The organism is Oribacterium sp. oral taxon 102, from assembly GCF_013394775.1.
In the GTDB taxonomy this organism is placed as follows: Bacteria; Bacillota; Clostridia; order Lachnospirales; family Lachnospiraceae; genus Oribacterium.
Window position 1 is genome coordinate 1,578,770 of sequence record NZ_JABXYT010000001.1, and the last position, 22,970, is coordinate 1,601,739.

The 22,970-nt window shown below is 56.0% G+C and carries 24 protein-coding genes; 16 read left to right on the forward strand and 8 right to left on the reverse strand.

Annotated elements, in window-relative coordinates; all coding sequences use genetic code 11:
• The first annotated feature begins 61 nt into the window (after window positions 1-61).
• The 16 genes from rpsP to HW273_RS07240 all read left to right on the forward strand — a co-directional run bounded on the left by rpsP (window position 62) and on the right by HW273_RS07240 (window position 14,332).
• Window positions 62-301: a 30S ribosomal protein S16 gene (rpsP, locus tag HW273_RS07165; protein ID WP_179011125.1), complete on the forward strand. Its 240-nt coding sequence runs from the start codon at window positions 62-64 to the stop codon at window positions 299-301.
• 43 nt (window positions 302-344) lie between these two features.
• Complete coding sequence (locus HW273_RS07170) at window positions 345-575, forward strand: KH domain-containing protein (protein ID WP_179011126.1); 231 nt, start codon at window positions 345-347, stop codon at window positions 573-575.
• A gap of 58 nt (window positions 576-633) precedes the next feature.
• Window positions 634-1,170: a ribosome maturation factor RimM gene (gene rimM / locus HW273_RS07175; RefSeq protein WP_179011127.1), complete on the forward strand. Its 537-nt coding sequence runs from the start codon at window positions 634-636 to the stop codon at window positions 1,168-1,170.
• A complete protein-coding gene (trmD, locus tag HW273_RS07180) occupies window positions 1,167-2,012 on the forward strand; it encodes a tRNA (guanosine(37)-N1)-methyltransferase TrmD (RefSeq protein ID WP_179011128.1) in 846 nt (281 codons plus the stop codon). The genes rimM and trmD overlap by 4 nt, the downstream gene beginning before the upstream one ends.
• A gap of 150 nt (window positions 2,013-2,162) precedes the next feature.
• Window positions 2,163-2,513, forward strand: a complete 351-nt coding sequence (gene rplS, locus HW273_RS07185; RefSeq protein ID WP_179011129.1) for a 50S ribosomal protein L19 — start codon at window positions 2,163-2,165, stop codon at window positions 2,511-2,513.
• Window positions 2,514-2,620: 107 nt separating this feature from the next.
• Window positions 2,621-3,145 (forward strand): signal peptidase I, encoded by a 525-nt coding sequence (gene lepB / locus HW273_RS07190; protein ID WP_179011130.1) that lies wholly within the window; start codon window positions 2,621-2,623, stop codon window positions 3,143-3,145.
• A gap of 15 nt (window positions 3,146-3,160) precedes the next feature.
• Window positions 3,161-4,051 (forward strand): ribosome biogenesis GTPase YlqF, encoded by an 891-nt coding sequence (gene ylqF / locus HW273_RS07195; RefSeq protein ID WP_179011131.1) that lies wholly within the window; start codon window positions 3,161-3,163, stop codon window positions 4,049-4,051.
• The gene (locus tag HW273_RS07200) at window positions 4,044-4,703 is read left to right on the forward strand and encodes a ribonuclease HII (RefSeq protein WP_179011132.1); all 660 of its coding nucleotides are present in this window, start codon (window positions 4,044-4,046) and stop codon (window positions 4,701-4,703) included. The genes ylqF and HW273_RS07200 overlap by 8 nt, the downstream gene beginning before the upstream one ends.
• Complete coding sequence (locus HW273_RS07205) at window positions 4,679-5,041, forward strand: YraN family protein (protein WP_179011133.1); 363 nt, start codon at window positions 4,679-4,681, stop codon at window positions 5,039-5,041. The genes HW273_RS07200 and HW273_RS07205 overlap by 25 nt, the downstream gene beginning before the upstream one ends.
• 10 nt (window positions 5,042-5,051) lie before the next feature.
• Window positions 5,052-8,480, forward strand: coding sequence for an EAL domain-containing protein (locus HW273_RS07210; protein ID WP_179011134.1), 3,429 nt, complete (start codon window positions 5,052-5,054; stop codon window positions 8,478-8,480).
• A gap of 173 nt (window positions 8,481-8,653) precedes the next feature.
• The gene (gene trpS, locus HW273_RS07215; protein ID WP_179011135.1) at window positions 8,654-9,658 is read left to right on the forward strand and encodes a tryptophan--tRNA ligase; all 1,005 of its coding nucleotides are present in this window, start codon (window positions 8,654-8,656) and stop codon (window positions 9,656-9,658) included.
• Between the two features lie 17 nt (window positions 9,659-9,675).
• Complete coding sequence (locus HW273_RS07220; RefSeq protein WP_179011136.1) at window positions 9,676-10,242, forward strand: Holliday junction resolvase RecU; 567 nt, start codon at window positions 9,676-9,678, stop codon at window positions 10,240-10,242.
• Window positions 10,243-10,265: 23 nt separating this feature from the next.
• Window positions 10,266-11,624, forward strand: coding sequence for a Trk system potassium transporter TrkA (gene trkA / locus HW273_RS07225; protein WP_179011137.1), 1,359 nt, complete (start codon window positions 10,266-10,268; stop codon window positions 11,622-11,624).
• 27 nt (window positions 11,625-11,651) lie between these two features.
• A complete protein-coding gene (locus HW273_RS07230; RefSeq protein ID WP_179011138.1) occupies window positions 11,652-13,097 on the forward strand; it encodes a TrkH family potassium uptake protein in 1,446 nt (481 codons plus the stop codon).
• 74 nt (window positions 13,098-13,171) lie between these two features.
• Window positions 13,172-13,768 (forward strand): ECF transporter S component, encoded by a 597-nt coding sequence (locus tag HW273_RS07235; protein WP_243206765.1) that lies wholly within the window; start codon window positions 13,172-13,174, stop codon window positions 13,766-13,768.
• Between the two features lie 51 nt (window positions 13,769-13,819).
• Window positions 13,820-14,332 carry a nitroreductase family protein gene (locus HW273_RS07240; RefSeq protein WP_179011139.1) on the forward strand — a complete coding sequence of 171 codons (513 nt, stop codon included), beginning with the start codon at window positions 13,820-13,822 and terminating at the stop codon, window positions 14,330-14,332.
• Window positions 14,333-14,406: 74 nt separating this feature from the next.
• On the opposite strand, the gene HW273_RS07245 is transcribed toward HW273_RS07240, so the two are convergent.
• The 8 genes from HW273_RS07245 to rpsU all read right to left on the reverse strand — a co-directional run bounded on the left by HW273_RS07245 (window position 14,407) and on the right by rpsU (window position 22,913).
• On the reverse strand, window positions 14,407-15,480 hold the full coding sequence (locus tag HW273_RS07245) for a tyrosine-type recombinase/integrase (RefSeq protein WP_179011140.1): 1,074 nt from the start codon (window positions 15,478-15,480) through the stop codon (window positions 14,407-14,409).
• An 80-nt stretch (window positions 15,481-15,560) separates the two neighbouring features.
• On the reverse strand, window positions 15,561-17,270 hold the full coding sequence (locus tag HW273_RS07250; protein ID WP_179011141.1) for an NAD(P)/FAD-dependent oxidoreductase: 1,710 nt from the start codon (window positions 17,268-17,270) through the stop codon (window positions 15,561-15,563).
• Window positions 17,267-17,911 (reverse strand): MBL fold metallo-hydrolase, encoded by a 645-nt coding sequence (locus HW273_RS07255; protein WP_179011142.1) that lies wholly within the window; start codon window positions 17,909-17,911, stop codon window positions 17,267-17,269. Before HW273_RS07255 ends, HW273_RS07250 begins: the two co-directional genes overlap by 4 nt.
• Before the next feature lie 65 nt (window positions 17,912-17,976).
• Window positions 17,977-19,305 (reverse strand): aminoacetone oxidase family FAD-binding enzyme, encoded by a 1,329-nt coding sequence (locus tag HW273_RS07260; protein WP_243206766.1) that lies wholly within the window; start codon window positions 19,303-19,305, stop codon window positions 17,977-17,979.
• Window positions 19,306-19,321: 16 nt separating this feature from the next.
• Window positions 19,322-20,968, reverse strand: a complete 1,647-nt coding sequence (locus HW273_RS07265; RefSeq protein ID WP_179011143.1) for a polysaccharide biosynthesis protein — start codon at window positions 20,966-20,968, stop codon at window positions 19,322-19,324.
• Window positions 20,965-21,462, reverse strand: a complete 498-nt coding sequence (ybeY, locus tag HW273_RS07270; RefSeq protein WP_179011144.1) for an rRNA maturation RNase YbeY — start codon at window positions 21,460-21,462, stop codon at window positions 20,965-20,967. Before ybeY ends, HW273_RS07265 begins: the two co-directional genes overlap by 4 nt.
• Window positions 21,463-21,478: 16 nt before the next feature.
• Window positions 21,479-22,507, reverse strand: coding sequence for a PhoH family protein (locus HW273_RS07275; protein ID WP_179011145.1), 1,029 nt, complete (start codon window positions 22,505-22,507; stop codon window positions 21,479-21,481).
• Between the two features lie 229 nt (window positions 22,508-22,736).
• Window positions 22,737-22,913, reverse strand: coding sequence for a 30S ribosomal protein S21 (gene rpsU, locus HW273_RS07280; protein WP_005539624.1), 177 nt, complete (start codon window positions 22,911-22,913; stop codon window positions 22,737-22,739).
• Window positions 22,914-22,970: the final 57 nt, after the last annotated feature.

Sequence of the window (22,970 nt, forward strand, 5' to 3'; positions counted from 1 at the left end):
GTTTCAATAGCACACGCTATGAAACATAAATATTATTAAGCATTCAAAGGAGAATACGAAAATGGCAGTTAAGATCAGATTGAGAAGAATGGGTTCCGCGCATGCACCTTTCTACAGAGTGATTGTAGCAGATTCCAGAAGCCCGAGAAACGGCAGATTCATTGAGGAGCTCGGCTACTATGATCCGACCAAGGAGCCGTCCGTCGTCAAGATTGATACGGAAGCGGCGAAGAAGTGGTTGGCAAACGGCGCACAGCCGACGGATACGGTTCAGAGACTTCTGAAGCAGGCAGGCATCTGATTAGCGGGGCGTGTCCCCATACATGAGAAGGGTTGGAGTCTGAATGAAAGAGCTGTTGGAAACGATTGCGAAGGCTCTCGTCCAGTATCCGGAGGAGGTTCATGCAGTACAGGAGGAGGGCGAGAACGGAGAGATCCGCCTCACCCTTTCCGTGAATGAACAGGATATGGGAAAGGTGATCGGCCGTTCGGGGCGTATCGCAAAGGCAATCCGTTCTGTCATGAGTGCAGCGGCATCCAAGGCAGAGGTGAAGGTGTCTGTGGATATCAAATGAGTATGCAGATGACGCTGCGCCGGAAATCCCGGCGCGGCGTTCTTATGGAGGAGAGTTCATGCTGGAAAGGCTGAGAGTAGGTGTGATCGTGACGACACACGGATTGAAGGGCGAGGTCAAGGTGCAGCCCTGCACCGAAAATCCGGAACGTTTTCTCGAGCTCGAAACGGTCACACTGACACGGTCCGGAACTGGTTTAAGGAGAATCGCCTCCGAGGAGAGGACGCTCTCGATCGAATCGGTTCGTTTCCAGAAGGACATGGTGCTTTTGAAGCTTGAGGGCATCGATACGATAGAGGAGGCAGAGCGTCTTCGAAGCTGCGCGCTCTATATCAAGAGAAGTGAGGCGATCGCACTGCCGGAGGGAGAGTATTTTCTCGGAGACTACTACGGATTACGCGTATTGGATGAGGACGGCGCGGCACTCGGCGTCGTGAGGGAGGTGCTCGAAACCGGCGCGAACCTTGTCTTCGTGACAGAAACGCCGGAGAAGCGCGAGCTCCTGATCCCGAAGATCCCCGAGGTGATGCTCGAACTAAAGCCGGAGGAGGGCTTCATGCGGGTACGTCTCCTGGAGGGGCTGCGGGAGCTATGAAACGCTACTATGTGATGACTCTGTTTCCGGAAATGATCGAAAGCGCGGCAAGCGCCTCCATTATCGGAAGAGCGGCGGAGGACGGGCTGCTTCGCATCCGTCCCGTGAATATCCGCGACTTCACAAAGGACCGGCACAGACATGTAGACGACGCGCCCTACGGCGGGGGCGCGGGGATGCTGATGCAGGTACAGCCGATCTATGACTGTTTCCGGCATATCACGGAGGAAATCGGGCATACACCCCGTGTTCTGTATATGTCGCCGCAGGGGCGGGTCTTTGATCAGCGGCTCGCAGAAGAGCTTTCCCGCGAGGAGGAACTGATCTTCCTTTGCGGACATTACGAGGGGGTCGATGAACGTGCGCTGGAGCTTCTCGGCTGTGAAAGCCTCTCGATCGGGGATTATGTCCTGACCGGCGGGGAGCTGCCGGCACTGGTAATGATCGATGCAATCTCCCGGCTCGTCAAGGGTGTCCTGCACAAGGAGGAGAGCCACGAAATAGAAAGCTTTTCGGACGGGCTGCTGGAATATCCGCAGTATTCCCGTCCGGAGAAGTTTATGGAGTGCTGCGTCCCGCCGGTTCTCCTCTCCGGAGACCATAAAAAGGTGGACGAGTGGCGGCATGCGCAGAGTCTCCAGCGGACGAAGGAGCGGCGTCCGGAGCTCTATGAGAAATATCGTGAGACACATCCGGAGGAGTTTCTGCCCAAAAAGCCGAGACGGCGGCGCGGGATGCAGGATGGGAGCGCGGCGGTAAGTACAGGCTGTTTCACGCTCACGGAAACGGCTCCGGATTCTTCGACACCCCGCTCTGAGGAGCAAGACTGTGAAACACAGTAGGGGAAGACTTGTATTTTACGGGAAACTATGGTATTTTATTTAAGTTGTGACTTTAAGAGATGTTCCTCTTGCAAGATGCCGGACAGAAGCAGCGTCCCGTGTCGATCGTTAATGTATATGAGCATCGAATAGAAATGAGGAGGTATCACAATGACAAACACAGAGATTTTGAGAAGCATCGAGCAGGGACAGCTCAAGGCAGAGCCTTCTTCCTTCAATGTAGGAGATACGGTTCGTGTCTACAACAAGATCAGGGAGGGAACCCGTGAGAGAACCCAGATCTTCGAGGGCACGGTGCTGAAGCTGCAGGGCGGCTCCAACAGAGAGACCTTCACGGTTCGCAAGAGTTCGAACGGCATCGGTGTAGAGAAGACCTGGCCGCTGCACAGTCCGATGGTGGAGAAAGTAGAAGTCGTTCGTAAGGGTAAGGTCAGAAGAGCAAAGCTCAACTACCTCCGTGATCGTGTGGGTAAGGCTGCGAAGGTCAAGGCGGCTAACTGATTGCTACGAATGCCCAGGGAGTGTTCCTCACGGAATGCTCCCTCTTTTACTGTATAGGTGTGCGGTGCCGGTATTTCCGGTATGGATGTTTCGATATAGGAGTGCGTATGCGGGAAAAGAACGGACTGCAAACGGTAATAAGGTATCTTTCAGACGGCATCGTCCTGATTGCGCTGGCATGGCTCGTGGTATACTGTTTCCTGTCTCAGGTCACGATCTCCGGACACAGCATGGAGCCACGGCTTTCCTCCGGCAATCTCGTACTGGTGGATACGCTCCGCTACAAGCTGCTGCCGCCGCGCCGGATGGACATCGTGGCGTTCCGCCGCAGCGACAATACAGAAAATGTAAAGCGGGTGATCGGACTTCCCGGGGAAATCGTTGTTATTCAGAGCGGCCATATCTACATCGACGGAGTCCTGCTTGACCGACCGGAGATTTCCGACATTGCCCTGCCCGGGATCGCACAGAATCCGGTGGAGCTTTCGGAGGATGAATATTTCCTGATCGGCGACAATACCGATTCCTCCGAGGACAGCCGCTTCGAGAATGTCGGTAATGTCCGGCGATCCCAGATCTACGGCAGGCTCTGGCTCAGGGTACTGCCGCTTTCGAGGCTGGAGCTGCTATAGAGAAAAGGAGTATGTATGAAAATCCAATGGTATCCGGGGCACATGGCGAAGGCAAAGCGAAGTATACGAAACGATCTGCAGCTTGTCGACCTGGTGATAGAGCTTCTCGATTCCCGCTGCCCGGAGTCCACGAGAAATCCGGATATCGACAGCTTCTCGAGGGACAAGGCGCGCATCATGCTGTTGAACAAGGCGGATCTCGCGGATCGGGAGACGACGCGGGCATTCTCCGACTATTTCCGGGCGAAGGGCTTCTACAGCATGGAGATCGATGCCCGTTCCACGGCGAGCCTGAAGCGGCTGTCCGCACTGATCGACGAGGCATGCGCGCCGATCGTCGAACGGAACCGGAGGCGAGGAATTCAGACCCCGATCCTCCGCGCCATGGTGCTGGGGATTCCGAATGTCGGGAAGTCCACCTTTATCAATTCCTTCGTCGGAAAATCCGTCGCACGAACCGGCAACAAGCCGGGGGTTACGCGGGGGAATCAGTGGATCAAGTTAAACCCTCACGTGCAGCTTCTGGACACGCCGGGCATCACTTGGCCGAAATTCGAACGGGAAATCGTCGGGATGAATCTCGCGATCATCGGCTCAATCAACGATCAGATCCTGAATATCGACGAGCTGGTCTTCTATCTGATCAAATACCTCGTGCGCTACTATCCGGAGGCGCTGGTCAGGCGCTATGGAGAGAGCCTCCGCGGCATGGAGGAGGCGCTTCCCGTCTTTGAGGAGATTGCCCGCCGCCGCGGCTGCATGAAGAAGGGTGGAAATCCTGATTATACCAAGACCGCACGGCTGGTGCTGGACGACTTCCGCAGCGGCAGGCTCGGAAGCATCACGCTCGAGCAGCCAATGCACGATCTCGATGCCTTGAAGCCTACAGGAGAGCAGGATGCGTGAATTGAAGGGAGAGAGACTTCTCGCGGAACGGGAAAGACTCTTCGGAATGACGGAATATGAGCGACAGTATCGGGGATATGGGGTAATTGCCGGCGTTGATGAGGCGGGGAGAGGCCCGCTTGCGGGGCCGGTAGTCGCAGCCTGCTGCGTTTTGCCGGAGGACACGGAGATCCTCTATCTCAACGATTCGAAGAAGCTCAGCGAGAAACGGCGCGAGGCGCTGTTCCCGGAGATTACGGAGAAGGCGGCAGCCTACGGCTATGGGATCGTTTCAGAGCGGCGGATCGACGAGATCAATATCCTGAATGCGACCTATGAGGCGATGCGGCTCGCGCTCGAGATGCTTCGGCAGAAGCTCGGGCGTATGCCGGGTGTCCTGCTGAACGACGCGGTAACGATTCCCGGCATCACGATTCCGCAGATTCCGATCATCAGAGGAGACGCGAAGTCGGTGAGCATCGCCGCAGCGAGCGTCATTGCGAAGGTAACGAGAGATCGGCTGATGCGGGGCTATGACGCACAGTATCCGCAGTACGGCTTTGCGAAGCACAAGGGCTACGGCACCGCGCAGCATTATGCGGCGTTGCGGGAATACGGCCCGTGCGGAATCCACAGGATGAGCTTTCTATGTATGGAGAAGATAAGCGGCTGAATCACGAAAAGGGAGAGCGCGGTGAGGAGCTTGCCGCAGCTTATCTGAGAGGCTGCGGCTACACGATCCTTTCGAGACATTACCGCTTCCACCGGCGGGAAATCGACATTGTCGCGAGAGAGGGCGGCTGCTATGTTTTCATCGAGGTGAAGGCAAGGAGCAGCACCTTTTTCGGCTATGGCTATCAGGCGGTGGATCGGACGAAGCAGCGGAGCATCCGGATGGCAGCGGAGGATTATCTTCTCCGGCATCAGCTTTCCCTCTATGAAACGCCGTGCCGTTTTGATATTATCAGTGTGGATGGAGGAACGCTCCGCCATTACAAAAACGCTTTTTAGGAGGGAGAATATGGACAGCAGGCAGGATCCTTCTCTCAGCGAACGAAGGACAGTTCTGATCATTGGCGCGCCGAATGCAGCGCTTCGGACGCTTCAGGAAGTATTCTCGAAAAAATACGATACGATTCTCTGTACGGAGCAGAGGGAAGCTGAGGCAGCTCTCTTGGAAAAGCTGGAGAAGCTTGCTCTGATCCTTCTGGATTTCACGCTGCCGGAGAAGGCAGGGCGCGGAATGCTCAGCTACCTCTGTAAGAAGAAGCTGATGACAGCGATTCCGGTCGTCGTTTATACGGATAATGTAAATGATTATGAGGAGGAGCTTAAGGCATACGGCTGCGGAATCGCGGATATCATTCATACACCCTACGCCGCGCCGATCATCCTCCGGAGAACCGAGAACCTGATGGAGCTCTATGAGAGCCGCCGCAGCATGGAGTGGCAGCTCGAGCAGTCCAACACCCGGGATCGACTGACAGGACTGCTGAATATGAAGCAGTTCCTGTACAGCTCTAATTTGCTTCTCCGAAAAGCAGACGAAGAGGGAAGCTACGGGCAATATTCCTTCGTCTACTGTAATATCCGGAACTTCAAATATTATAACATCCGCTATGGCTCGTGGGAGGGCAATCAGGTGCTCCGGGGGCTCGCGCGGCTCTGGCGGGACAATGTATCGCAGGCGCTCCTGTCCCGTTTCGGGAACGACCACTTCGTGGCGATGCTTCGCGGTGCGAAGCAGGAGGTTACCGCACAGACTGAAAAGCTGATCGCAGACTTCCAGAGCAGCTTCTCCCGGAGCGGCATGAAGCTGAAGGCGGGTATATTCCCGGTGAAGAAGCGGGGAGAGACAGCAGAGATGGCGTGCGATCTCGCGAAGATTGCCTGCGACGCGGTACGGCAGTCCGCGAGGAATTTCGCTTTCTACAATGAACGTCTGGAGCATGATGCAGAGCTGAAAAACCATATCCTTTGCAGCATCGACGATGCGATTCAGAATCAACACATTAAGGTCCACTATCAGCCTGTCATCCGGACGCTGACCGGCGCCCTCTGCGGCATGGAGGCGCTCGCAAGGTGGTCGGATCCGGAGCTTGGCTTCCTTTCTCCGGCCAGCTTCATTCCCGTGCTGGAGGAGAACCGACAGATCACGAAGCTGGATCTCTATATGCTGAGAGAGGTCTGCAGGGAAATGAAGGAGGCGGAGAGACAGGGGCTGCCACTGGTTCCGATTTCCTTCAATCTATCACGTTTGGACTTTTTGGACTGCGATATCTTCTCGGAGACGGAGCGCATCGTGCTGGAATACGGTATCGCCCGGGACATGATCAATATTGAGGTTACGGAGTCCACCGTCATGGAGGAGCCGGAGCTCATCGGACAGGAGCTCCGCCGCTTCCGGGAGGGCGGCTATCAGGTATGGATGGACGACTTCGGAAGCGGGTATTCCTCGCTGAATGTACTGAAAGACTACCAATTTGACGAGATCAAGCTGGACATGGCCTTCCTGTCCACCTTCGACGAGAAATCGAAAAAGATCGTGAAATCCATCATTCTGATGGCGAAGGAGATCGGCGTGCAGATCCTCGCGGAGGGTGTCGAGACGGAGGAGCAGTTCCGCTTCCTCCGGGACGCCGGCTGTGAAAGAGTACAGGGCTACTTCTTCAGCCGCCCGCTACCATGGGAGGAGCTCCTCGGATACCGTGCCGAGAAGCGGCTCGCCATAGAGCCTCGCGGCTGGAAGAGCTACTTCGACCGGATCTCACACTTCAATTTTATTACAGAACGCTCTCTCGCGATTGTGGAGTACGACGGACGGAATTTCCGCTACCTCTATTCCAATGCAGAATTCCGGGATGTCTGGGTACGTCTCGGTGTAACAGATCTGAATATTGTCTATGAGCATGTCAATTCTACCGGCTTCCCGCTCAGCCAGCAGCTCCGGGATCTGCAACACGCAATGCACACAGGCATGAAAAAGCAGTTTGTGTGTTCTCTGAACGGGCAATATGTCCAGATGAATGGAAAATGCATCTCCGAGCAGGAGCAGCATGCCGCCTATGCACTGGAGCTCATGAATCTTTCTGATGGGGAGATTCAGCGGAAGCAAAAACATCTGGACAAGGCATTCCGCATGATGTATGGACTCTATGATGCGATTTACCTGCTGGATCTCAGCAATGCAAGCTTTATGACGCTGCGGCAAAGTGCTTGTTACGACCCGCGTCATGCCAACGCGCTGCATCATCCTGAAAAGATCAATATGGAGGCGGTCTGCAGACGCTTTATTCATCCGGAAGAGTGGCAGCTATATCGTGCGTTCTTCGATATGGAGACGCTGCGGGAGCGGTTGATCGCGCAGGAGAGGGGCTATCTCGCCCGTTACTTCCGAACCAGAACCGCAAACGGAGCTTATATCTGGAAGGTACATACCATGCTCTATATTCCGGAGGATGATAAGGTGATCTACTGCAGCGCCTACGCGCCTCTCCGGGAGAAGGAACTGCTGGAGCGAATTGCTCCGGAGCAGCTCTTTCTGGAAAGAAAGGACACGGAGCAAGGACTTTACCGCGCGATTCGGAGGAGCCTCGAAGAGTCTCAGACCATCCGTCTTTTCTGGAAGGACAGGGAGCACCGTTTCCGCGGCGCAAATGCGAAATTTCTCGAGAGCTACGGCTTTCGGGACAGCTCGGAACTGATCGGCAAAACCGACGAGGAAATGGGCTGGCATATCGATGAAGCAGCGTTCCGGGACGATGAGCGGCGGGTGCTTGAAAATGGTGAGGTCATCCACGGCGAGATCAGGCGCTGCATCATCCGTGGCGTCGCACACAACATTCTCATCAGCAAGGAACCTCTGTATGAGGACGGTGAGATCGTAGGACTGCTCGGCACCTTCCTCGATACAGAGGAGCTCAGGCGGATCCTCGGGGATACCTCACAGCTCGGCTCCATAGATCGTGTGACGGGGCTGATGTCGGCGCAGGGCATCACCAATGTGATGTTGGAATATGTCGAGAGCTGGATCACCCGCGGTGAAAATTTCGCCGTGATCCGTCTCAATATTCAGGAATATAGCAGAGCGGTGAGGGACTATGGAGAGGAGACGGTAAAGCGGATGCTGCGGGAGTGCGCAGAGCGGATCCGCGCCGTCGCGGGAAACCGCATTGCCTGCGCGAGACTTTACAACAGCAACTTCGTTCTGCTGATGAAGTGTACCACTGCAGTGGAGGTAGAGCAGTTTGCCCGGAAGCTCCGGCGGAGCGCTATGGAGACGCATACGCTTGCCGGCTTCGCTGTGACAATCAATCCAGAGCTTGCCCTGCGTTATGCCAGCGACTGTCCGAATATGAAGAGCCTGATCGGCTATGCGACCGGAGGCTCCGAACCTGACTGCGCTTCTGCCGCTCCGGCGGAGCAGGACTTGATACGCCGCACAGAATAAGGAAATGAAATGAGAGATGACCTTGACGAGCTTTGAAAAGCTTCTTACAATACATACATACTTTCTGCAAGCAGGCTTACACCGCATTTGCCTGCATGGCAGAGATTTGTAATATAGAAAAACAAAAGAAAGGATAGCAGAACATATATTCTTAATTCTGCGCTGGGATAGAAATGGAAAACGAAAGAAAGAAACGAATTCTCTCTGGTATTCAGCCGTCCGGCAGCTTTACGCTCGGCAATTATATCGGGGCAGTCCGGAACTGGGCGAAGCTGCAAAATGAATTCGAATCCTTATATATGGTCGCGGATCTGCATGCGCTGACGGTACGGCAGGTTCCGGCAGAGCTCCGCGCCCGCAGCCGTGAGGCCGCCGCGATGATCCTCGCTGCAGGCATCGACCCGAAGGAGAGCATTCTCTTCCTGCAAAGCCATGTTCCGGCGCACACGCAGCTCAGCTGGATCCTCTGCTGCAATGCGCAGTTCGGTGAGCTCAGCCGTATGACACAGTTCAAGGACAAGAGCGCGAAGCATCCGGATAATGTGAACGGCGGGCTCTTCACCTATCCTGCACTGATGGCGGCAGATATTCTCGTCTACAATGCAGATCTGGTGCCGGTAGGGCAGGATCAGACCCAGCATCTGGAGCTGGCGCGAACCGTAGCGAATCGCTTCAACAATCTCTACAGTCTGACCTTCACTCTCCCGGAGGGCTATATCACAAAGGAGGGGGCGAAGATCATGTCTCTGACAGACCCGTCCCGAAAGATGAGCAAGAGCGACCCGAATCCGAACAGCTTCATCCTGATGAATGACGACCGGGACACGATCATCCGAAAGTGCAAGCGCGCCGTAACCGATTCAGACGGCGCCGTGCGCTTCGACATGGCAGAGAAGCCGGGCATCTCCAATCTGATGTGCATCTACAATGTCTTCACGAAAAAGAGCATGGAGGAGATTGCACAGGAATTCGCAGGGCAGGGCTACAGCGAGTTCAAGCTCGCAGTGGGGGAGACCGTCGCCGATGCGCTGTCTCCGATCCACAGCGAATATACCCGTATTCTTGCCGATAAGACCTATATCGACGAGATCCTTCGGGACGGCGCAGAGAAAGCCTCACGTCTCGCGAACCGTATGCTTTCGAAGGTCTATCGGAAGGTCGGACTGTACCAGCTCTGATCCGAAGGGGGAGAAGAGTGGGCACATGGAATTCCCGCGGACTGCGGGGCTCCCAGCTGGAGGAGCTGCTCAACCAGACCGTAGAGTCGTATCGGCTGCGGGGACTTGCACTGATTCAGAAGGTTCCGACGCCGATCACACCGATCAATATGAATAAGGATCACACGCAGATCACCCTTGCCTACTTCAATCAGAAGTCTACTGTCGACTACATTGGAGTCGTGCAGGGGATTCCTGTTTGTTTCGATGCGAAGGAGAGTGCGAAGGAGACATGGCCGCTCAAGAACCTGCATCCGCATCAGATCGCCTTTATGAAGGAATTTGAGGAGCAGGGCGGCATCAGCTTCATTGTCCTCTGCTTCACCGGCATGAACGAGAGCTATTATGTGCCGTTCCGTGATGTTTACCGTTTCTGGCAGAGGATGCTCGGCGGCGGCAGGAAGAGCTTCCGTCTTTCGGAGCTCGACCGACGCTATCAGATTCGGTCCCACAAGGATATGTTCCTTCATTTTTTAGAGCCGCTGCAGCTCGATCTCTGTGAGAGGGACACACAGCAGCATAGCGGGCAGGAGGCACTGCCGTAAATTCCAGAAGGGGAAGCCGGAATATGAATATTATCGTAGTCGGCTGCGGCAAGGTCGGACTGACACTCGCTGATCAGCTGAACAAAGAGGGACATAAGGTTACTATCATTGATAATGACGAAAAGGCGCTCCGCCATGCGGTGGAGAGCATCGACGTCATGGGCGTACAGGGCAACGGAGCGATGCTCCAGACTCAGAACGACGCCGATGTCCGGAATGCGGATGTGCTGATCGCCGCTACGAACTCGGACGAGGTCAATATGCTCTGCTGTCTGATCGCAAAAAAAGAGGGAAACTGCAGTACGATCGCCCGCATCCGCGACCCGCAGTACACCAGCGAGGTCGCCTATCTGCGCGATGAGCTGAATCTCGCCATGGTCATCAATCCGGAAATGGCGGCAGCGAAGGAAGCGGAGAGGCTGCTTCGTTTCCCGCGCGCGCAGAAGATCGACAGCTTCTCCAGAGGCAGGCTCGATCTCATCCGTGTGAAAATTCCGGAGAACAGCGTGCTCTGCAACCGGCAGCTCCGGGAGCTGTCCTCCATGAAGCTGAATGTCCTGATCTGCACCATACAGCACGGCGATGCGCTCTATATCCCGACCGGCAGCGATTCAATCTGCCCCGGCGACGAGATCAGCTTCATTGCCGAGGCGCGAGATGCCGGTCGCTTCTTCCGGCAGGTCGGGATCGAATATACGCCGATCAAAAGCTGCATGATCGTCGGCGGCGGAAGGATCAGCTATTATATCGCGAAGTACATTCAGGAGACGCATCTGAACATCAAGCTGAAAATCATCGATGTGGATCGGGCGCGCTGCGAGTACCTCGCGGATCAGCTTCCGGGCGTTTCCGTCATCAACGGCGACGGGACGGATCAGGGGCTCCTGAAACGGGAGGGCATCGAGTATACGGATGCGTTCTGCTCCCTGACCGGCTTCGACGAGGAGAATATCATCCTCTCACTCTATGCCGGCAAGCTCTCGAACGCACGTCTGATCACCAAGATCAACCGGATTGCCTTCGAAAACGTGACGAGCGAGATGAATCTCGGCTCGGTGCTTTACCCGAAGCAGATCGTGGCGGACTCGATCGTGCAGTTCGTGCGCGCACTCAAGAATTCACAGGGCTCCAATGTCGAGACTCTGTACAAGATTGCGGATGGAAAGGCAGAGGCGCTGGAGTTCCGTGTACAGCAGAACGCAGACTTCGTGCGGAAAACCTTCGCAGAGCTGCAGTTCAAGCCCGGCGTCCTGATCGGCGGCATCATCCGGGGACAGCAGGTCATCACCCCCGGCGGTTCCGACTATATGCTGCCGGGAGACCGCGTGATCGTCATCACCACCACTGCCGGTCTGAATGACCTTCGGGACATCCTGCGCTAGGGCAGAAGGCAGAAACAGGAGACATCCATGAACTATGCGATGATCATTTATATCTTATCGTGGGTATTGAAAATCGAAGGAATTGCGATGCTGCTGCCGGCGGGCTGCGCCCTTCTCTATCGGGAAGGCACGGCGGGGACGCTCATAGTGGTGGCAGCGCTGTCCATCCTGATCGGACAGCTTGCCGGGATGCGGAAGCCGAAGCAAACTGCCTTCTATGCGAGAGAGGGCTTCGTAACGGTCGCCGGCTGCTGGGTAGTACTGTCTCTGATCGGTGCGCTGCCCTTCTACCTGACCGGCAGAATTCCCAGCTATCTGGATGCGCTCTTCGAGATTGTATCCGGCTTCACTACGACCGGCTCCTCCATTCTCGGAGAGGTCGAGTCCCTCGGCAAGGGACTGCTGTTCTGGCGAAGCTTCTCCCATTGGATCGGAGGGATGGGAGTTCTCGTACTGGTGCTGACTGTGCTTCCGCTCGGCGGCGGCTACAATATGATGATTATGAAGGCAGAGTCTCCGGGACCGGATGTCTCCAAGATGGTGCCAAGGGTCGCAGATACCGCGAAGGAGCTCTATCGGATCTACTTCGTGCTGACCGTCATTATGGTACTGAGCTACCTGCTTTCCGGGATGCCGCTCTATGATTCACTTTGTATTGGCTTCGGCACCGCCGGTACCGGAGGCTTTGCGATCCGAAACAACGGCATGGCAGACTACAGCATGCTCAGCCAGTTCCTGATCACCGTTTTCATGATCCTGTTCGGCGTGAATTTCAATGTCTTTTACCTCCTGCAGAAGCGGAACTGGAGAGCGGCGCTTCGCTGTGAGGAGGCGCGCGCCTATCTCCTGATCGTACTGCTGACGACGATTTTTCTGGGTATCAGTGTCTTTTTGCAGATCGGAGGGGGATTGCTCTATTCCTTTCATCATGCCTTCTTCACGGTAGGCTCCCTGATTACGACGACCGGCTTTTCCACGCTGAACTTCGGACTCTGGACGCAGCCGGCGCAGATGGTGCTGCTTTTTCTGATGCTTACGGGCGCCTGTGCGGGCTCCACCGGCGGCGGTTTCAAGGTTTCGAGGCTTCTGATCCTCATTAAGGAGATGGGGAAGGAGCTGCATCTGATCATCCATCCGCAGGCGATCCGGACGATCCGGCTGGAGGGTAAACGCATCGAGCACAGCGTGGTTCGCTCTGTGAACTGCTACATGATTCTCTATGTATTTATCTTTATTCTTTCCGTCTTTTTGATTTCCTTCGACGGGGAGGACTTCCTCACCAATTTTTCCGCAGTTGCAGCAACCTTCAACAATATCGGTCCGGGGCTCGGGCATGTCGACCCGATGGGAAATTTCGGTTTTTATTCCGATCCCTCGAAGCTGATCCTGATCTTCGACATGCTCGCCGGAAGGCTCGAGATCCTGCCGATGCTGATCCTGTTTTCCCCGAAAACATGGAGAAAAACCAATTAAAGGACTGGCTTGCCTGAACTGTTACCAATGTGTGATGCGGAACTGCGATACACAGCCACAAGAAAGGACTAAATATGACGATGCGAAAGCAAAACCGCATCCGGAGACTGACGCTCACCGGACTCTTCCTCGCACTGGGGCTCGTCCTGCCGTTCCTGACCGGGCAAATCCCTCTCGTCGGCAGCATGCTCCTGCCGATGCACCTTCCGGTGTTCCTCTCGGCGCTGCTCTGCGGCTTCGAGTACGGCGCGCCGATGGCATTTGTCCTGCCGCTCCTTCGTTCCACGCTTTTCGGAATGCCGCCGATGTATCCGACCGCTCTCGCGATGAGCTTCGAGCTCTGCACCTATGCGCTGGTTTCCGGCTATTTCTATCTCCATTCCAGATGGCAGTGTACGAAGACGCTCTATCGTTCCCTGCTGCTCGCCATGCTTGCGGGACGACTCGTGTGGGGGCTTGCCCAGTATATCCTGCTGGGGCTGAATGGTAAAGCCTTTACCATGAGTGCGTTTCTCTCCGCCGCCTTCCTGCGGGCGATTCCGGGCATCCTGATCCAGCTGATTCTGATCCCGGCAATCATGGTCGCCCTGCGCCGTGCGAAGCTTACGCCGCTCTACGCCTTCGGCCATTCCGCCGGAGAAGGGGAGACTGCCGCAGAGAGAGGGGAGTGAGAGAGTACCATGTCTTGCCGGCAAAATTACATTATAGGGAGGAAAGCTTGTATGAATTTCACAGAGCTTGCAGGAAAACGTTATTCCTGCAAAAAGTATGACGGACGCCCGGTGGAGAGAGAGAAGCTTCAGCAGCTTCTCGAGGCCGCGAGACTGGCGCCCACCGCGAAGAACCTGCAGGAGCAGCGGATCTACGTTATAGAATCCGAGGAGGGGCTTCGGAAGATCGATGCACTGACGCCGTGCCGTTACGGTGCGTCTACCGTGCTCCTGCTCGCCTTTGACCGTAACAATGTTTTTCACTATCCGGGCGGAAAGCGGGATTCCGGCATCGAGGATGCCAGTATCGTCGCCACACATCTGCTCCTTGCGGCAGCGGATGCGGGACTCGACAGCTGCTGGGTCAATTTCTTCGATCCGGAGAAGGCGGCGGAGCTCTTTGGACTGCCGGAGAACGAGGAGGTATTGATGCTGCTGGATCTCGGCTATGCGGCAGAGGAAAGCGGACCTTTGCCCAATCACGGAAGCCGTAAGCCGCTTTCCGAAACCGTTCGCTATCTCTAAGCCTGATACCGCAGTAAAAGAAAAGATGAGTGCCGCTGCGTCATAATTAATTATGACGCAGCGGCAAGGGGGACTCAGTCCTCCCTTAGATGCACCTTATTTCTGGCACTTCGCCGACGCTCGTCCTCGAGCGCCGCGTAGTGCTTTTTTGTCGTATTGACATCACTGTGGCCCAGTACGTCGGCGACGAGGTAGATGTCTCCGGTTTCCCGGTAGAGATTCGTACCATAGGTGCTTCGCAGCTTATGCGGCGTGATATGCTTGAGCGGCGTCACCAGAGAAGCATACTTCTTCACCATTTTCTCCACAGTACGAACATTCATTCGCTTATTCTGGAGAGAGAGAAAGAGCGCATCCTCCGATCCGGAACTGGCAGCCTTATGCCGCCGTTCCTCCATATAGGCCAGCAAAATCTGCTCAACCTCATCACTGAAATACACCGTAACCTCTTTGCCGCCTTTCCGATGGATACGGATGCCGTCATTGTTAAAGTCTACATCCTGTATGTTCAGACCGACGCATTCCGAGACACGGATGCCGGTTCCCAGCATCAGATTCATCATCGCCGAGTCCCGCAGCGCCGTTTTCTCATGGAATTTCTGCTGCTGCATCGTCAGCTTCGTACCGTTTTCTACTTCGTCCAGAAAATCTGCCACCTCATTGCCGTCCAGCCGGACAATATCCTGTTCCCGCAGCTTCGGCAGGGAGAGAAGAGCGGCAGGATTTTTCCTGACCAGCTGATCCCGGTAGAGATAATTATAGAAGCTTTTCAGAGAAGAGATTTTTCGCTTGATGCTTTTCGGTTGATTCAGCACATCCTCCTGAATCTCCTTGCCATCCAGTATTTTCTTTCGTGTACGATATTTCAGGTATTCCATATAATTTTCCAGATCCAGCACCTCGATCTGTTCCAGATCTCCGAGGAGGATCTCTGTAACAGCGGAATATTTCCTGAAATATGGAACCTCCTCCAGAAGAAAGCGAAAGAATACCTTCAGGTCATAGGCATAGGCAATCCTCGTGCGGCTCTGTGTCCGCGGCTCGATCCCTCGGAAGAAAGTCTGACAGAATGCGGGAAGTTCCCGCTGCATGCTGCGAAGCCGGAGCGTGTTGTCCTTATCCAGTTTTTCATGGTATTTAAGCGGCATTCTCAGCTTCCTTTCCTTAATATCTATTCGCTAAACTCTTGTTTAGCGAATAGATATATTTCTTTTATTTACATCAGTACTTACGATTGGTATTGCCGAATGATCGCCTCTGCGACCCTCATCCCATCCATTGCCGCACTGGTGATGCCTCCGGCATAGCCAGCCCCCTCTCCGCAGGGATAAATATTCCGGATGCTTCCGCGAAAGGTCTCGTCCCGCGGGATGCGAACCGGCGAGGAGGTTCTCGCCTCGATTCCTGCAAGGATCACATCTGCTCTGGAAAAGCCGGGAATCATATGGGAGAAGTGCTCCATTCCCTCCACCAGAGAACGGTTAACATCATTCAGAGAGACATAGGGAGAACCCTTCTCAAAGCAAAAGAGCTTCGTGAGATCCGCCTCCGCTGCTGCACCGCGAAACAGCGGACGAACCGGCTCTTCAATCGGCTCTCCCGCACCACGCTCCCGCATACACTCTGCTGCATCTTTCGGAGCCCGCATCCCATTTTTGACCTGCATATGCTCTCCCAGTACTACCGCACGGAAATCCCCGTAGCGCTCGATCGGAATTTTCCCCTTCCCGAGCTGATAAGCGCGCGTCTCCAGCTCTCTTTGCAGTCGGATACCGTTCAGCGGATTCTTTTCTCCCAGATAATCGGTCTTCCGGACAGAAATAATGATCGCCGCGTTCGCATTCTCGCTGTCCCGTCCGGAATAGCTCATGCCATTCACGCAGAGACAGCCCTCCTCCGAGGAGGAATTTACGACATAGCCGCCCGGACACATACAGAAGCTGTAGACGCCTCTCCCGCTCTCCGCCGTATGCGTGAGCTTGTAGGCCGCAGCGCCGAGCAGACGTCTCGTCTCCGAATCACAGTCCCCATACAGCGCGCGGTCAATCATGCGCTGCGGATGCTGCACGCGAAATCCCATCGCGAAGTCCTTCGCCTCCATCCGCAGGCCGGCAGCGTAGAGCTCCTCATAGCTGTCCCGGCTGCTATGTCCGATCGCGAGGACGATCGGATAGCTCTCGTCCCCCTGATAGCGGTACTTCGTCCGAAAATGGATTTCTCCCCCAAGATGGAGAATCTCCTCCCGAAAGCTCCGTACGATCTCTACGAGACGGTCTGTCCCGATATGCGGCTTCGCATCGATCAGGATATCCTCCTCCGCGCCATGCCGGACAAATTCGCGGAGCACGAAGCGCCCTCTCCCGTCCTTGTCCTTAACGAGCGTATTCAGCTTGCCGTCAGAGAAGGTTCCCGCACCTCCCTCTCCGAACTGCGGATTGGAGTCCGGATGCAGCGTTCCCTGCTCCCAAAGCGCCTCCACCCGCTGCACCCGCGCCTCTACCGCCTCTCCCCGCTCGAGGATGATCGGGCGGAGCCCGGCACGCGCGAGCAGAAGTCCTGCGAACATCCCCGCGGGTCCGAATCCGACGATACGCGGGCGGTGCTCTTCTATGGAAAAGTACGCTTCTCCCGGCATCCCTTCTATCCTCTCCGGAAGGGTCGGGATATGATATTCCACCGGTATGAAGCAGGAAATATCATGATTTTTCAGCTTCCTGACCAGCGCTGCCTCATCCCTGCCCGGAAGCGATACGGAGACAGTATAGGAAAAGAACAGCTCCGGACGATGTCTCGCGTCAATGGAACGCCGGAGAATCTCTATTCTCGCAGGCTTCGTCTCCGGAACCCGGAGCAGCGCCGCGCACTTCCTGCGGAGCAGCTCTTCTATCTTTGTCTCCTCTGTATTGACAGGAAGCCGGAGCTGATTGATCCGTATCATAATGCGCTCCCTTTTTCAATATTCCGCGGGACGAGCACGATCGTGTCAGCGGAATAGGTCTCCGTCGTTTCCAGACTGCTTTCCCCTGTATAGAGCCAATGCTTCCGCAATGCGAGGAAGGGCGAAAGCACCGCGATCTCCGCATAGCCGAAATGAAGCGTCTCATCTCGGAAATGCATCGGGACGGCAAGCCTCGGCTTGATCTGCTCCAGCAGTATAGCCGCCTCCGCTGCGTCGATCGTATAGCAGCCGCCGACCGGGACCAACACGACGTCCAGTCCGCGAAGCTTCTCGAGCTGCTCCGGCTCCGGCAGACAGCCGAGATCCCCAAGATGCGCGATCCGGCTCTCTCCATCGGACAGAATCGTAATGCGGTTTCTCCCCCGTTTCGCTCCCTGACAGTCGTCGTGAAAGCTGTCCAACGTTTCGATTCGGAAAGGATTTGCGCCCTCTGCAGGAAGCAGTCTCACCGATTCTCTCGCATTGTGATCTCTGTGCTCGTGACTGCACAGCAGCATATTCGCCGTCTCCTCTACGGGCCTATAGCCCGGAACGGCGCCTGCCTCATAAGGGTCTAAAATGAGACTGCAGCCTCCGCTCTCGATCCGAAAGCAGGAATGTCCGATCCAGCTCAGCTTCATTCGTCGCTCCTTTCTTTACAGAGCCGCATGGCTTCCCCCGATCAGAGAACGAGGAAAGCTGCCTGCTAAAGCATTTGACTATCTGGCTTCTTCTGCCGCACTTTTCCTGTCCTGCATCGGAGAGCCGCCGCAGCAGCTCTTCCGGCGACAGCTCCGCTTGCCCAGGCGAATTGCAGATTGTAGCCGCCGCAGATTCCGTCCACATCCAGCAGCTCCCCCGCAAAATAGAGCCCCGGATTGATCCGGCTCTCCAGCGTCTTTGCATCCAGCTCGGAGGTATCGACGCCGCCCGCCGCGCACTGCGCATTTTCGAAGGGATTCGCTGCGATGACCTCGGCAGAATAGGCGGAAATCTCTTCCGCGAGCCGCCGGAGCGTCTCCTCGCGCAGTGCGGAAACCGCTTCGGAGAGCGGCACACCGGAGCGCTTCAGGAGAACCGAAGCGAGCTTCTGATTCAGCAGTCCCTCCAGAAAGCTGTCTGCCGTCCGATAGAAAAGCATTTCCTTTCGCTCCCGAAGGTAGAGAAGCAGCGCTTCCCCCGAAAGCTCGGGCAGAAAATTGATCGTGACAGAGACTTTTTTTTGCTCCAGCAGTCCGTAAGCGGCGAGTCTGCTGAACTGAAAAACCGGAATTCCCGAGATCCCGTAATCAGTAAGCTGCAGCTCGCCGCGCTCCCGATACGCCTCTTCTCTATCGATCCGAAGTGTAAGGAGCGCATCCGTGCGGACGCCTGCCATTTCCTTATATTGCCTTCCGGCGCAGCGGAGTCCGACGAGACTCGGAACCACCGGGATCAGACTGTGTCCCAGCTGCCGGGCAAGCGTATAGCCGCTGCCGTCCGAGCCGGTAACAGGGAAGGCTCTGGAACCCGCGGCAAGAAGCACGGCATCCCCACGGAAGCCGCCCTGTGAGGATCGGAGCCGGAAGCCCCTCCCCTCTCTCTGTATCCGCTCCACGAGGCAGTCACAGATCACTCGAACCGAGAGCTGCGAAAGCGCCTGACGCAGGGCATTCACGAGGGAACTCGCCTGATCGGAATGCGGGTAAACATAGCTCCCTCGGTATCTGGGGTAGATCCCCAGCTCCCGGAAGAAACGGATGCTGTCCTCCGGCGAAAAGCGCCGAAGCAGCTGCCATGGAAAGGAAGCGTTGGCGCTCCGGAAGCATTCCTCCCGGAAGTCCGTATTGGTGAAGTTGCAGCGGCCGCTGCCGGTCTGCGCAAGTTTTTTTCCGAGCCGCGCATTCCGTTCGAGTATCGTTACCGAAGCGCCCGCCCGCGCCGCGCAGACTGCCGCCATCATCCCCGCAGCACCGCCGCCGACGATGATAAGCTGCCCGGCGGTCTCCGGCTGTTTCCTCTGCCTGCTTCGTTTCTTCGTTTCTGGGCTTTCCAAGGCGCAAGCTCCTTTCCTATGTCCGTACAAAGCGCTTCAGCCGCCCGCCCATCGGCATATTGTCCAGATCCTCCGAGGTGAAGGCACGGAGGCGGAGCAGAACCGCAAAATACACCAGCACTGCGAGCAGAACCGCCGGAATCAGCGAGACGGCGCTCCCGAGCCGCCCCGCCGCTCTTCCTCCGAGCAGAATGGCGATCCCCTTATAGGCCGTAAATGCCGCCCCTCCCATCAGCAGACTCGCCGTAAGCGGATAGAGGAAGGTCTTGACCATCTCCTGCCGATAGCGGACATGCCGGTGAATCGATGCCTGATTGAGCAGGCACATCAGCAGCGCGAAAATGATATTGGAAAGCACGACCGCATAAATCCCCATTCCGGTGAAAAGCAGGAGCGGCAGCACGAGTACATGCAGAAGCAGCGCGAGCAGCGCGTTCCGGAGGGGAAGCTGCAAATGTCCGAGCCCCTGCAGGATCGCATTGCTGATGGTTGACAGCGAATAGAAAAGCACTGCGAGCGTCCCCACACGCGTGAGACGGATCAGCAGTTCGACGCTCTTCCCGGGAAAGAGCATCCTGCAGATCGGCGCCGCCAGCACACAGAGTCCTACTGTAGAAGGGAGCGCGATCAGCATCGTGAAACGGATACTGTAGCGCACCCGACTCACCGTATCTCTCCGGCTATGCTCCTCTACGGCGCGGGTCAGGCTCGGAATCAGAGAGGATGACAGTGCATTGGCGAGCGCAACCGGAATATTGAAGAGGATATGATACTCTCCGAAGACGCCCCACTGTGACACGATCTGCTGCGCCTGCCCCAGTCTCGTCATGATATTGCCGAAGAGATAATCGTCAATAACGGCAGAAATGTTGTATACCGTACTGGACAGCAGGATCGGCAGCATGGTCGCACCCAGCACGAAGCTGATCGATCCGTAGCTGTCCGCCCTGCCCGCGTCTCTCCGTACCTTCCGACGAAAATACCGGCGCTGGGAAAGGTAGAGAAAAATAAAAAAAAGGAATGCGGCAAACGCCCCCGCGCCGGTGCCGAGGGCGCCGCCGGCGGCACCAAAGGCGTAGCTGTATTCCGTATCCGAATAGAGCAGATTCGCCGTCTCTCCCCTGTGGAACAGGATTCCCGCTGCCAGCACGGAAATGACCGCGTTCAATATCTGCTCCAGAATCTGGGAAAGTGCAGTGGGAACCATGTTCCCGCTCCCCTGGAAGTAGCCGCGGAGAATGCCGAGATACGCCATGATCCAGACCGTCGGCGCAAGCGCACGGAGCACGAAGGAGCAATAGGGCTTCCGCAGAAGCTCCGCGATGCGATCCGCGCCGAACCAGAGCAGCGCACACATCAGCGCGCCAACCAGCGTCGCGTAGAGAAAGGCAGTCTGCAAGAGCCGCTCCGTATTCCGGTACCGTCCCCTCGCACGGTTCCCCGACACGATTCGTGAGATCGCGGTCGGCATGGAGTAGCTGGACAGGATCAGCAGCAGGGAATAAATCGAAAAGGCGCTGGTGTAATAGCCATTGCCCTCCGTCCCGATGATCGCCGTCAGCGGAACACGATAGATCATCCCGATCATGCGGACGAGAATACCGGCAGCGGCGAGCAGCGAACCCTGTACGATGAAATTGCTTCTGCGTTTTCCGGTGCTCATCTCGTATAGCCCCTCTCTGTCAGGATCTCCTCCTGACGGCGCTCCATCTCGATCCGCTCCTCCTCCTCCATGTGATCATAGCCGAAGAGGTGCAGCATGGAATGTGCGACGAGAAAGGCAAGCTCTCTCCGCTCCGCGTGTCCGTAGTCCCGCGCCTGACTTTCAATCCGATCCTGATTTAATACAATATCCCCGAGCAGCAGCTCTCCGCTGTCCGGGTTGAAGCAGCCGGCATCCTCCTCCCGGATCGAAGTGAAGTCTGCCGGACGGAGATAGCGCTGCATCGGAAAGGAGAGCACATCCGTCGGCGCATCAATTTCCCGCTCCTGCCGGTTGATCTCCCGGATCCCCTCATTGTCCGTAATCAGAACGCTGACCTCACACTCATATGGGCAATTCTCATATGCGGCCGCCGCGCAGACGATCTCACGGATAATCTCCTCCCACGGAAGCCGGAGCCGCCGCTCCGCTTCGAAATCTATCGTAACTGTCATAGCTCTCCTCTTTGCCTCAGCTCCTGCTCCTGCGAGTTCTGCGCCGCGCCTCCCCGAACAGGCGAGGATCGCTCTTTCTCTCCTCCTGCTTCTTCTCTGCCTTTTCATAGGCATTGACGATGCGCTGTACCAGCGGGTGCCGGACGACGTCCGCGCTGGTAAGCTCAGAAAAGGCGATACCCTCTACATTACGAAGGATACGCATCGCGTCCTCGAGACCGGAACGCTTCCCCTCCTCCAGATCCTTCTGTGTGAGGTCGCCGGTTACGACCACCTTCGAACCGAAGCCGATCCGCGTCAGAAACATCTTCATCTGTGCCGGCGTAGTATTCTGTGCTTCATCCAGAATGATATAGGCATTGTCCAGCGTCCGTCCGCGCATATAAGCGAGCGGAGCTACCTCGATCAGTCCCTTCTCCGCATTCGAGAGGTACTGTTCCGCCCCCATGATCTGGTAGAGCGCGTCATAGAGCGGACGGAGGTAAGGATCTACCTTGGACTGCAGATCTCCCGGCAGGAAGCCGAGCTTCTCTCCCGCCTCGATCGCCGGTCTCGTCAGAATGATTCTCGAGACCTCCTGCTCCCGGAAGGCAGTAATCGCCATTGCCATCGCGAGATAGGTCTTGCCGGTTCCTGCCGGGCCGACGCCGAAGGTGATCATATTGCTGCGGATATTGTCTGCATAGTCCTTCTGTCCCAGCGTCTTCGGCTTCACCGGCTTGCCAAGCGCGGTGCGCGCCAGCACGTCTCTGTCGATCTCCACGAGACCGGCACTGGACTTCTCGGAGAGCGTGAGCCCGATGGCGTAGTCCACATTCTGCTCGGTGATGACATTACCGCGCTCTGAGAGCCGGATCAGGCTCTCCAGTACCTGCACCGCCCGTCCGCAGCCGGACGCTTCCCCGATGACCTTCAGCATACCATCCCTGTCAATGATGGTAACATGGAAGCTTCTCTCAATTTTCTTCACGAAGCTGTCCAGCTGTCCGAGGACGTTCCGTTCATGCTCTACGGGGACATCCAAAATATGTTCTGCTGTTGCCATAATCCTCCTACTCTATCTGCCCTCGGGCAAATCTCGGGGCAGGTACATGCCCGGTCATGCCGTTCGCAAGCATATTTTACAATTTATTGCCGGAACTGGCAAGCAAATGGCGTCCGGCGGGCCCCCCGAGGGCTATGATAAATCATATGCCTCTCAGCTCGCCAATCTGCCATAACGCAGAAGAGAGCCCTGACTCGCGATGGAATCAGGACTCTCGAAACTCTATGAATCAGTTGAACTTCCGCTTTCTGGCAGCCTCAGACTTCTTCTTACGTCTTACAGACGGCTTCTCGTAATGCTCTCTCTTACGGATCTCCTGCTGGATACCTGCCTTCGCGCAGTTTCTCTTGAATCTGCGAAGCGCGCTGTCGAGAGACTCGTTCTCTTTTACGATAACATTAGACATCTAACCCCAAACCTCCCTTCGGGTACAAACTGTATAGTATTATAGCATACTATCCGG

Bases quoted from the DNA above. Each gene is read 5' to 3' on its own strand.
- rplS (WP_179011129.1), top strand. From the start codon at position 2,163: ATGACAAACACAGAGATTTTGAGAAGCATCGAGCAGGGACAGCTCAAG.
- HW273_RS07170 (WP_179011126.1), top strand. From the start codon at position 345: ATGAAAGAGCTGTTGGAAACGATTGCGAAGGCTCTCGTCCAGTATCCG.
- rpsU (WP_005539624.1), bottom strand. From the start codon at position 22,913: ATGTCTAATGTTATCGTAAAAGAGAACGAGTCTCTCGACAGCGCGCTT.
- trpS (WP_179011135.1), top strand. From the start codon at position 8,654: ATGGAAAACGAAAGAAAGAAACGAATTCTCTCTGGTATTCAGCCGTCC.
- HW273_RS07250 (WP_179011141.1), bottom strand. From the start codon at position 17,270: ATGATACGGATCAATCAGCTCCGGCTTCCTGTCAATACAGAGGAGACA.
- HW273_RS07275 (WP_179011145.1), bottom strand. From the start codon at position 22,507: ATGGCAACAGCAGAACATATTTTGGATGTCCCCGTAGAGCATGAACGG.
- HW273_RS07230 (WP_179011138.1), top strand. From the start codon at position 11,652: ATGAACTATGCGATGATCATTTATATCTTATCGTGGGTATTGAAAATC.
- ybeY (WP_179011144.1), bottom strand. From the start codon at position 21,462: ATGACAGTTACGATAGATTTCGAAGCGGAGCGGCGGCTCCGGCTTCCG.
- trkA (WP_179011137.1), top strand. From the start codon at position 10,266: ATGAATATTATCGTAGTCGGCTGCGGCAAGGTCGGACTGACACTCGCT.
- rpsP (WP_179011125.1), top strand. From the start codon at position 62: ATGGCAGTTAAGATCAGATTGAGAAGAATGGGTTCCGCGCATGCACCT.
- HW273_RS07205 (WP_179011133.1), top strand. From the start codon at position 4,679: ATGTATGGAGAAGATAAGCGGCTGAATCACGAAAAGGGAGAGCGCGGT.
- HW273_RS07265 (WP_179011143.1), bottom strand. From the start codon at position 20,968: ATGAGCACCGGAAAACGCAGAAGCAATTTCATCGTACAGGGTTCGCTG.
- HW273_RS07245 (WP_179011140.1), bottom strand. From the start codon at position 15,480: ATGCCGCTTAAATACCATGAAAAACTGGATAAGGACAACACGCTCCGG.
- lepB (WP_179011130.1), top strand. From the start codon at position 2,621: ATGCGGGAAAAGAACGGACTGCAAACGGTAATAAGGTATCTTTCAGAC.
- HW273_RS07210 (WP_179011134.1), top strand. From the start codon at position 5,052: ATGGACAGCAGGCAGGATCCTTCTCTCAGCGAACGAAGGACAGTTCTG.
- rimM (WP_179011127.1), top strand. From the start codon at position 634: ATGCTGGAAAGGCTGAGAGTAGGTGTGATCGTGACGACACACGGATTG.
- trmD (WP_179011128.1), top strand. From the start codon at position 1,167: ATGAAACGCTACTATGTGATGACTCTGTTTCCGGAAATGATCGAAAGC.
- HW273_RS07240 (WP_179011139.1), top strand. From the start codon at position 13,820: ATGAATTTCACAGAGCTTGCAGGAAAACGTTATTCCTGCAAAAAGTAT.
- HW273_RS07255 (WP_179011142.1), bottom strand. From the start codon at position 17,911: ATGAAGCTGAGCTGGATCGGACATTCCTGCTTTCGGATCGAGAGCGGA.
- ylqF (WP_179011131.1), top strand. From the start codon at position 3,161: ATGAAAATCCAATGGTATCCGGGGCACATGGCGAAGGCAAAGCGAAGT.
- HW273_RS07235 (WP_243206765.1), top strand. From the start codon at position 13,172: ATGACGATGCGAAAGCAAAACCGCATCCGGAGACTGACGCTCACCGGA.
- HW273_RS07200 (WP_179011132.1), top strand. From the start codon at position 4,044: ATGCGTGAATTGAAGGGAGAGAGACTTCTCGCGGAACGGGAAAGACTC.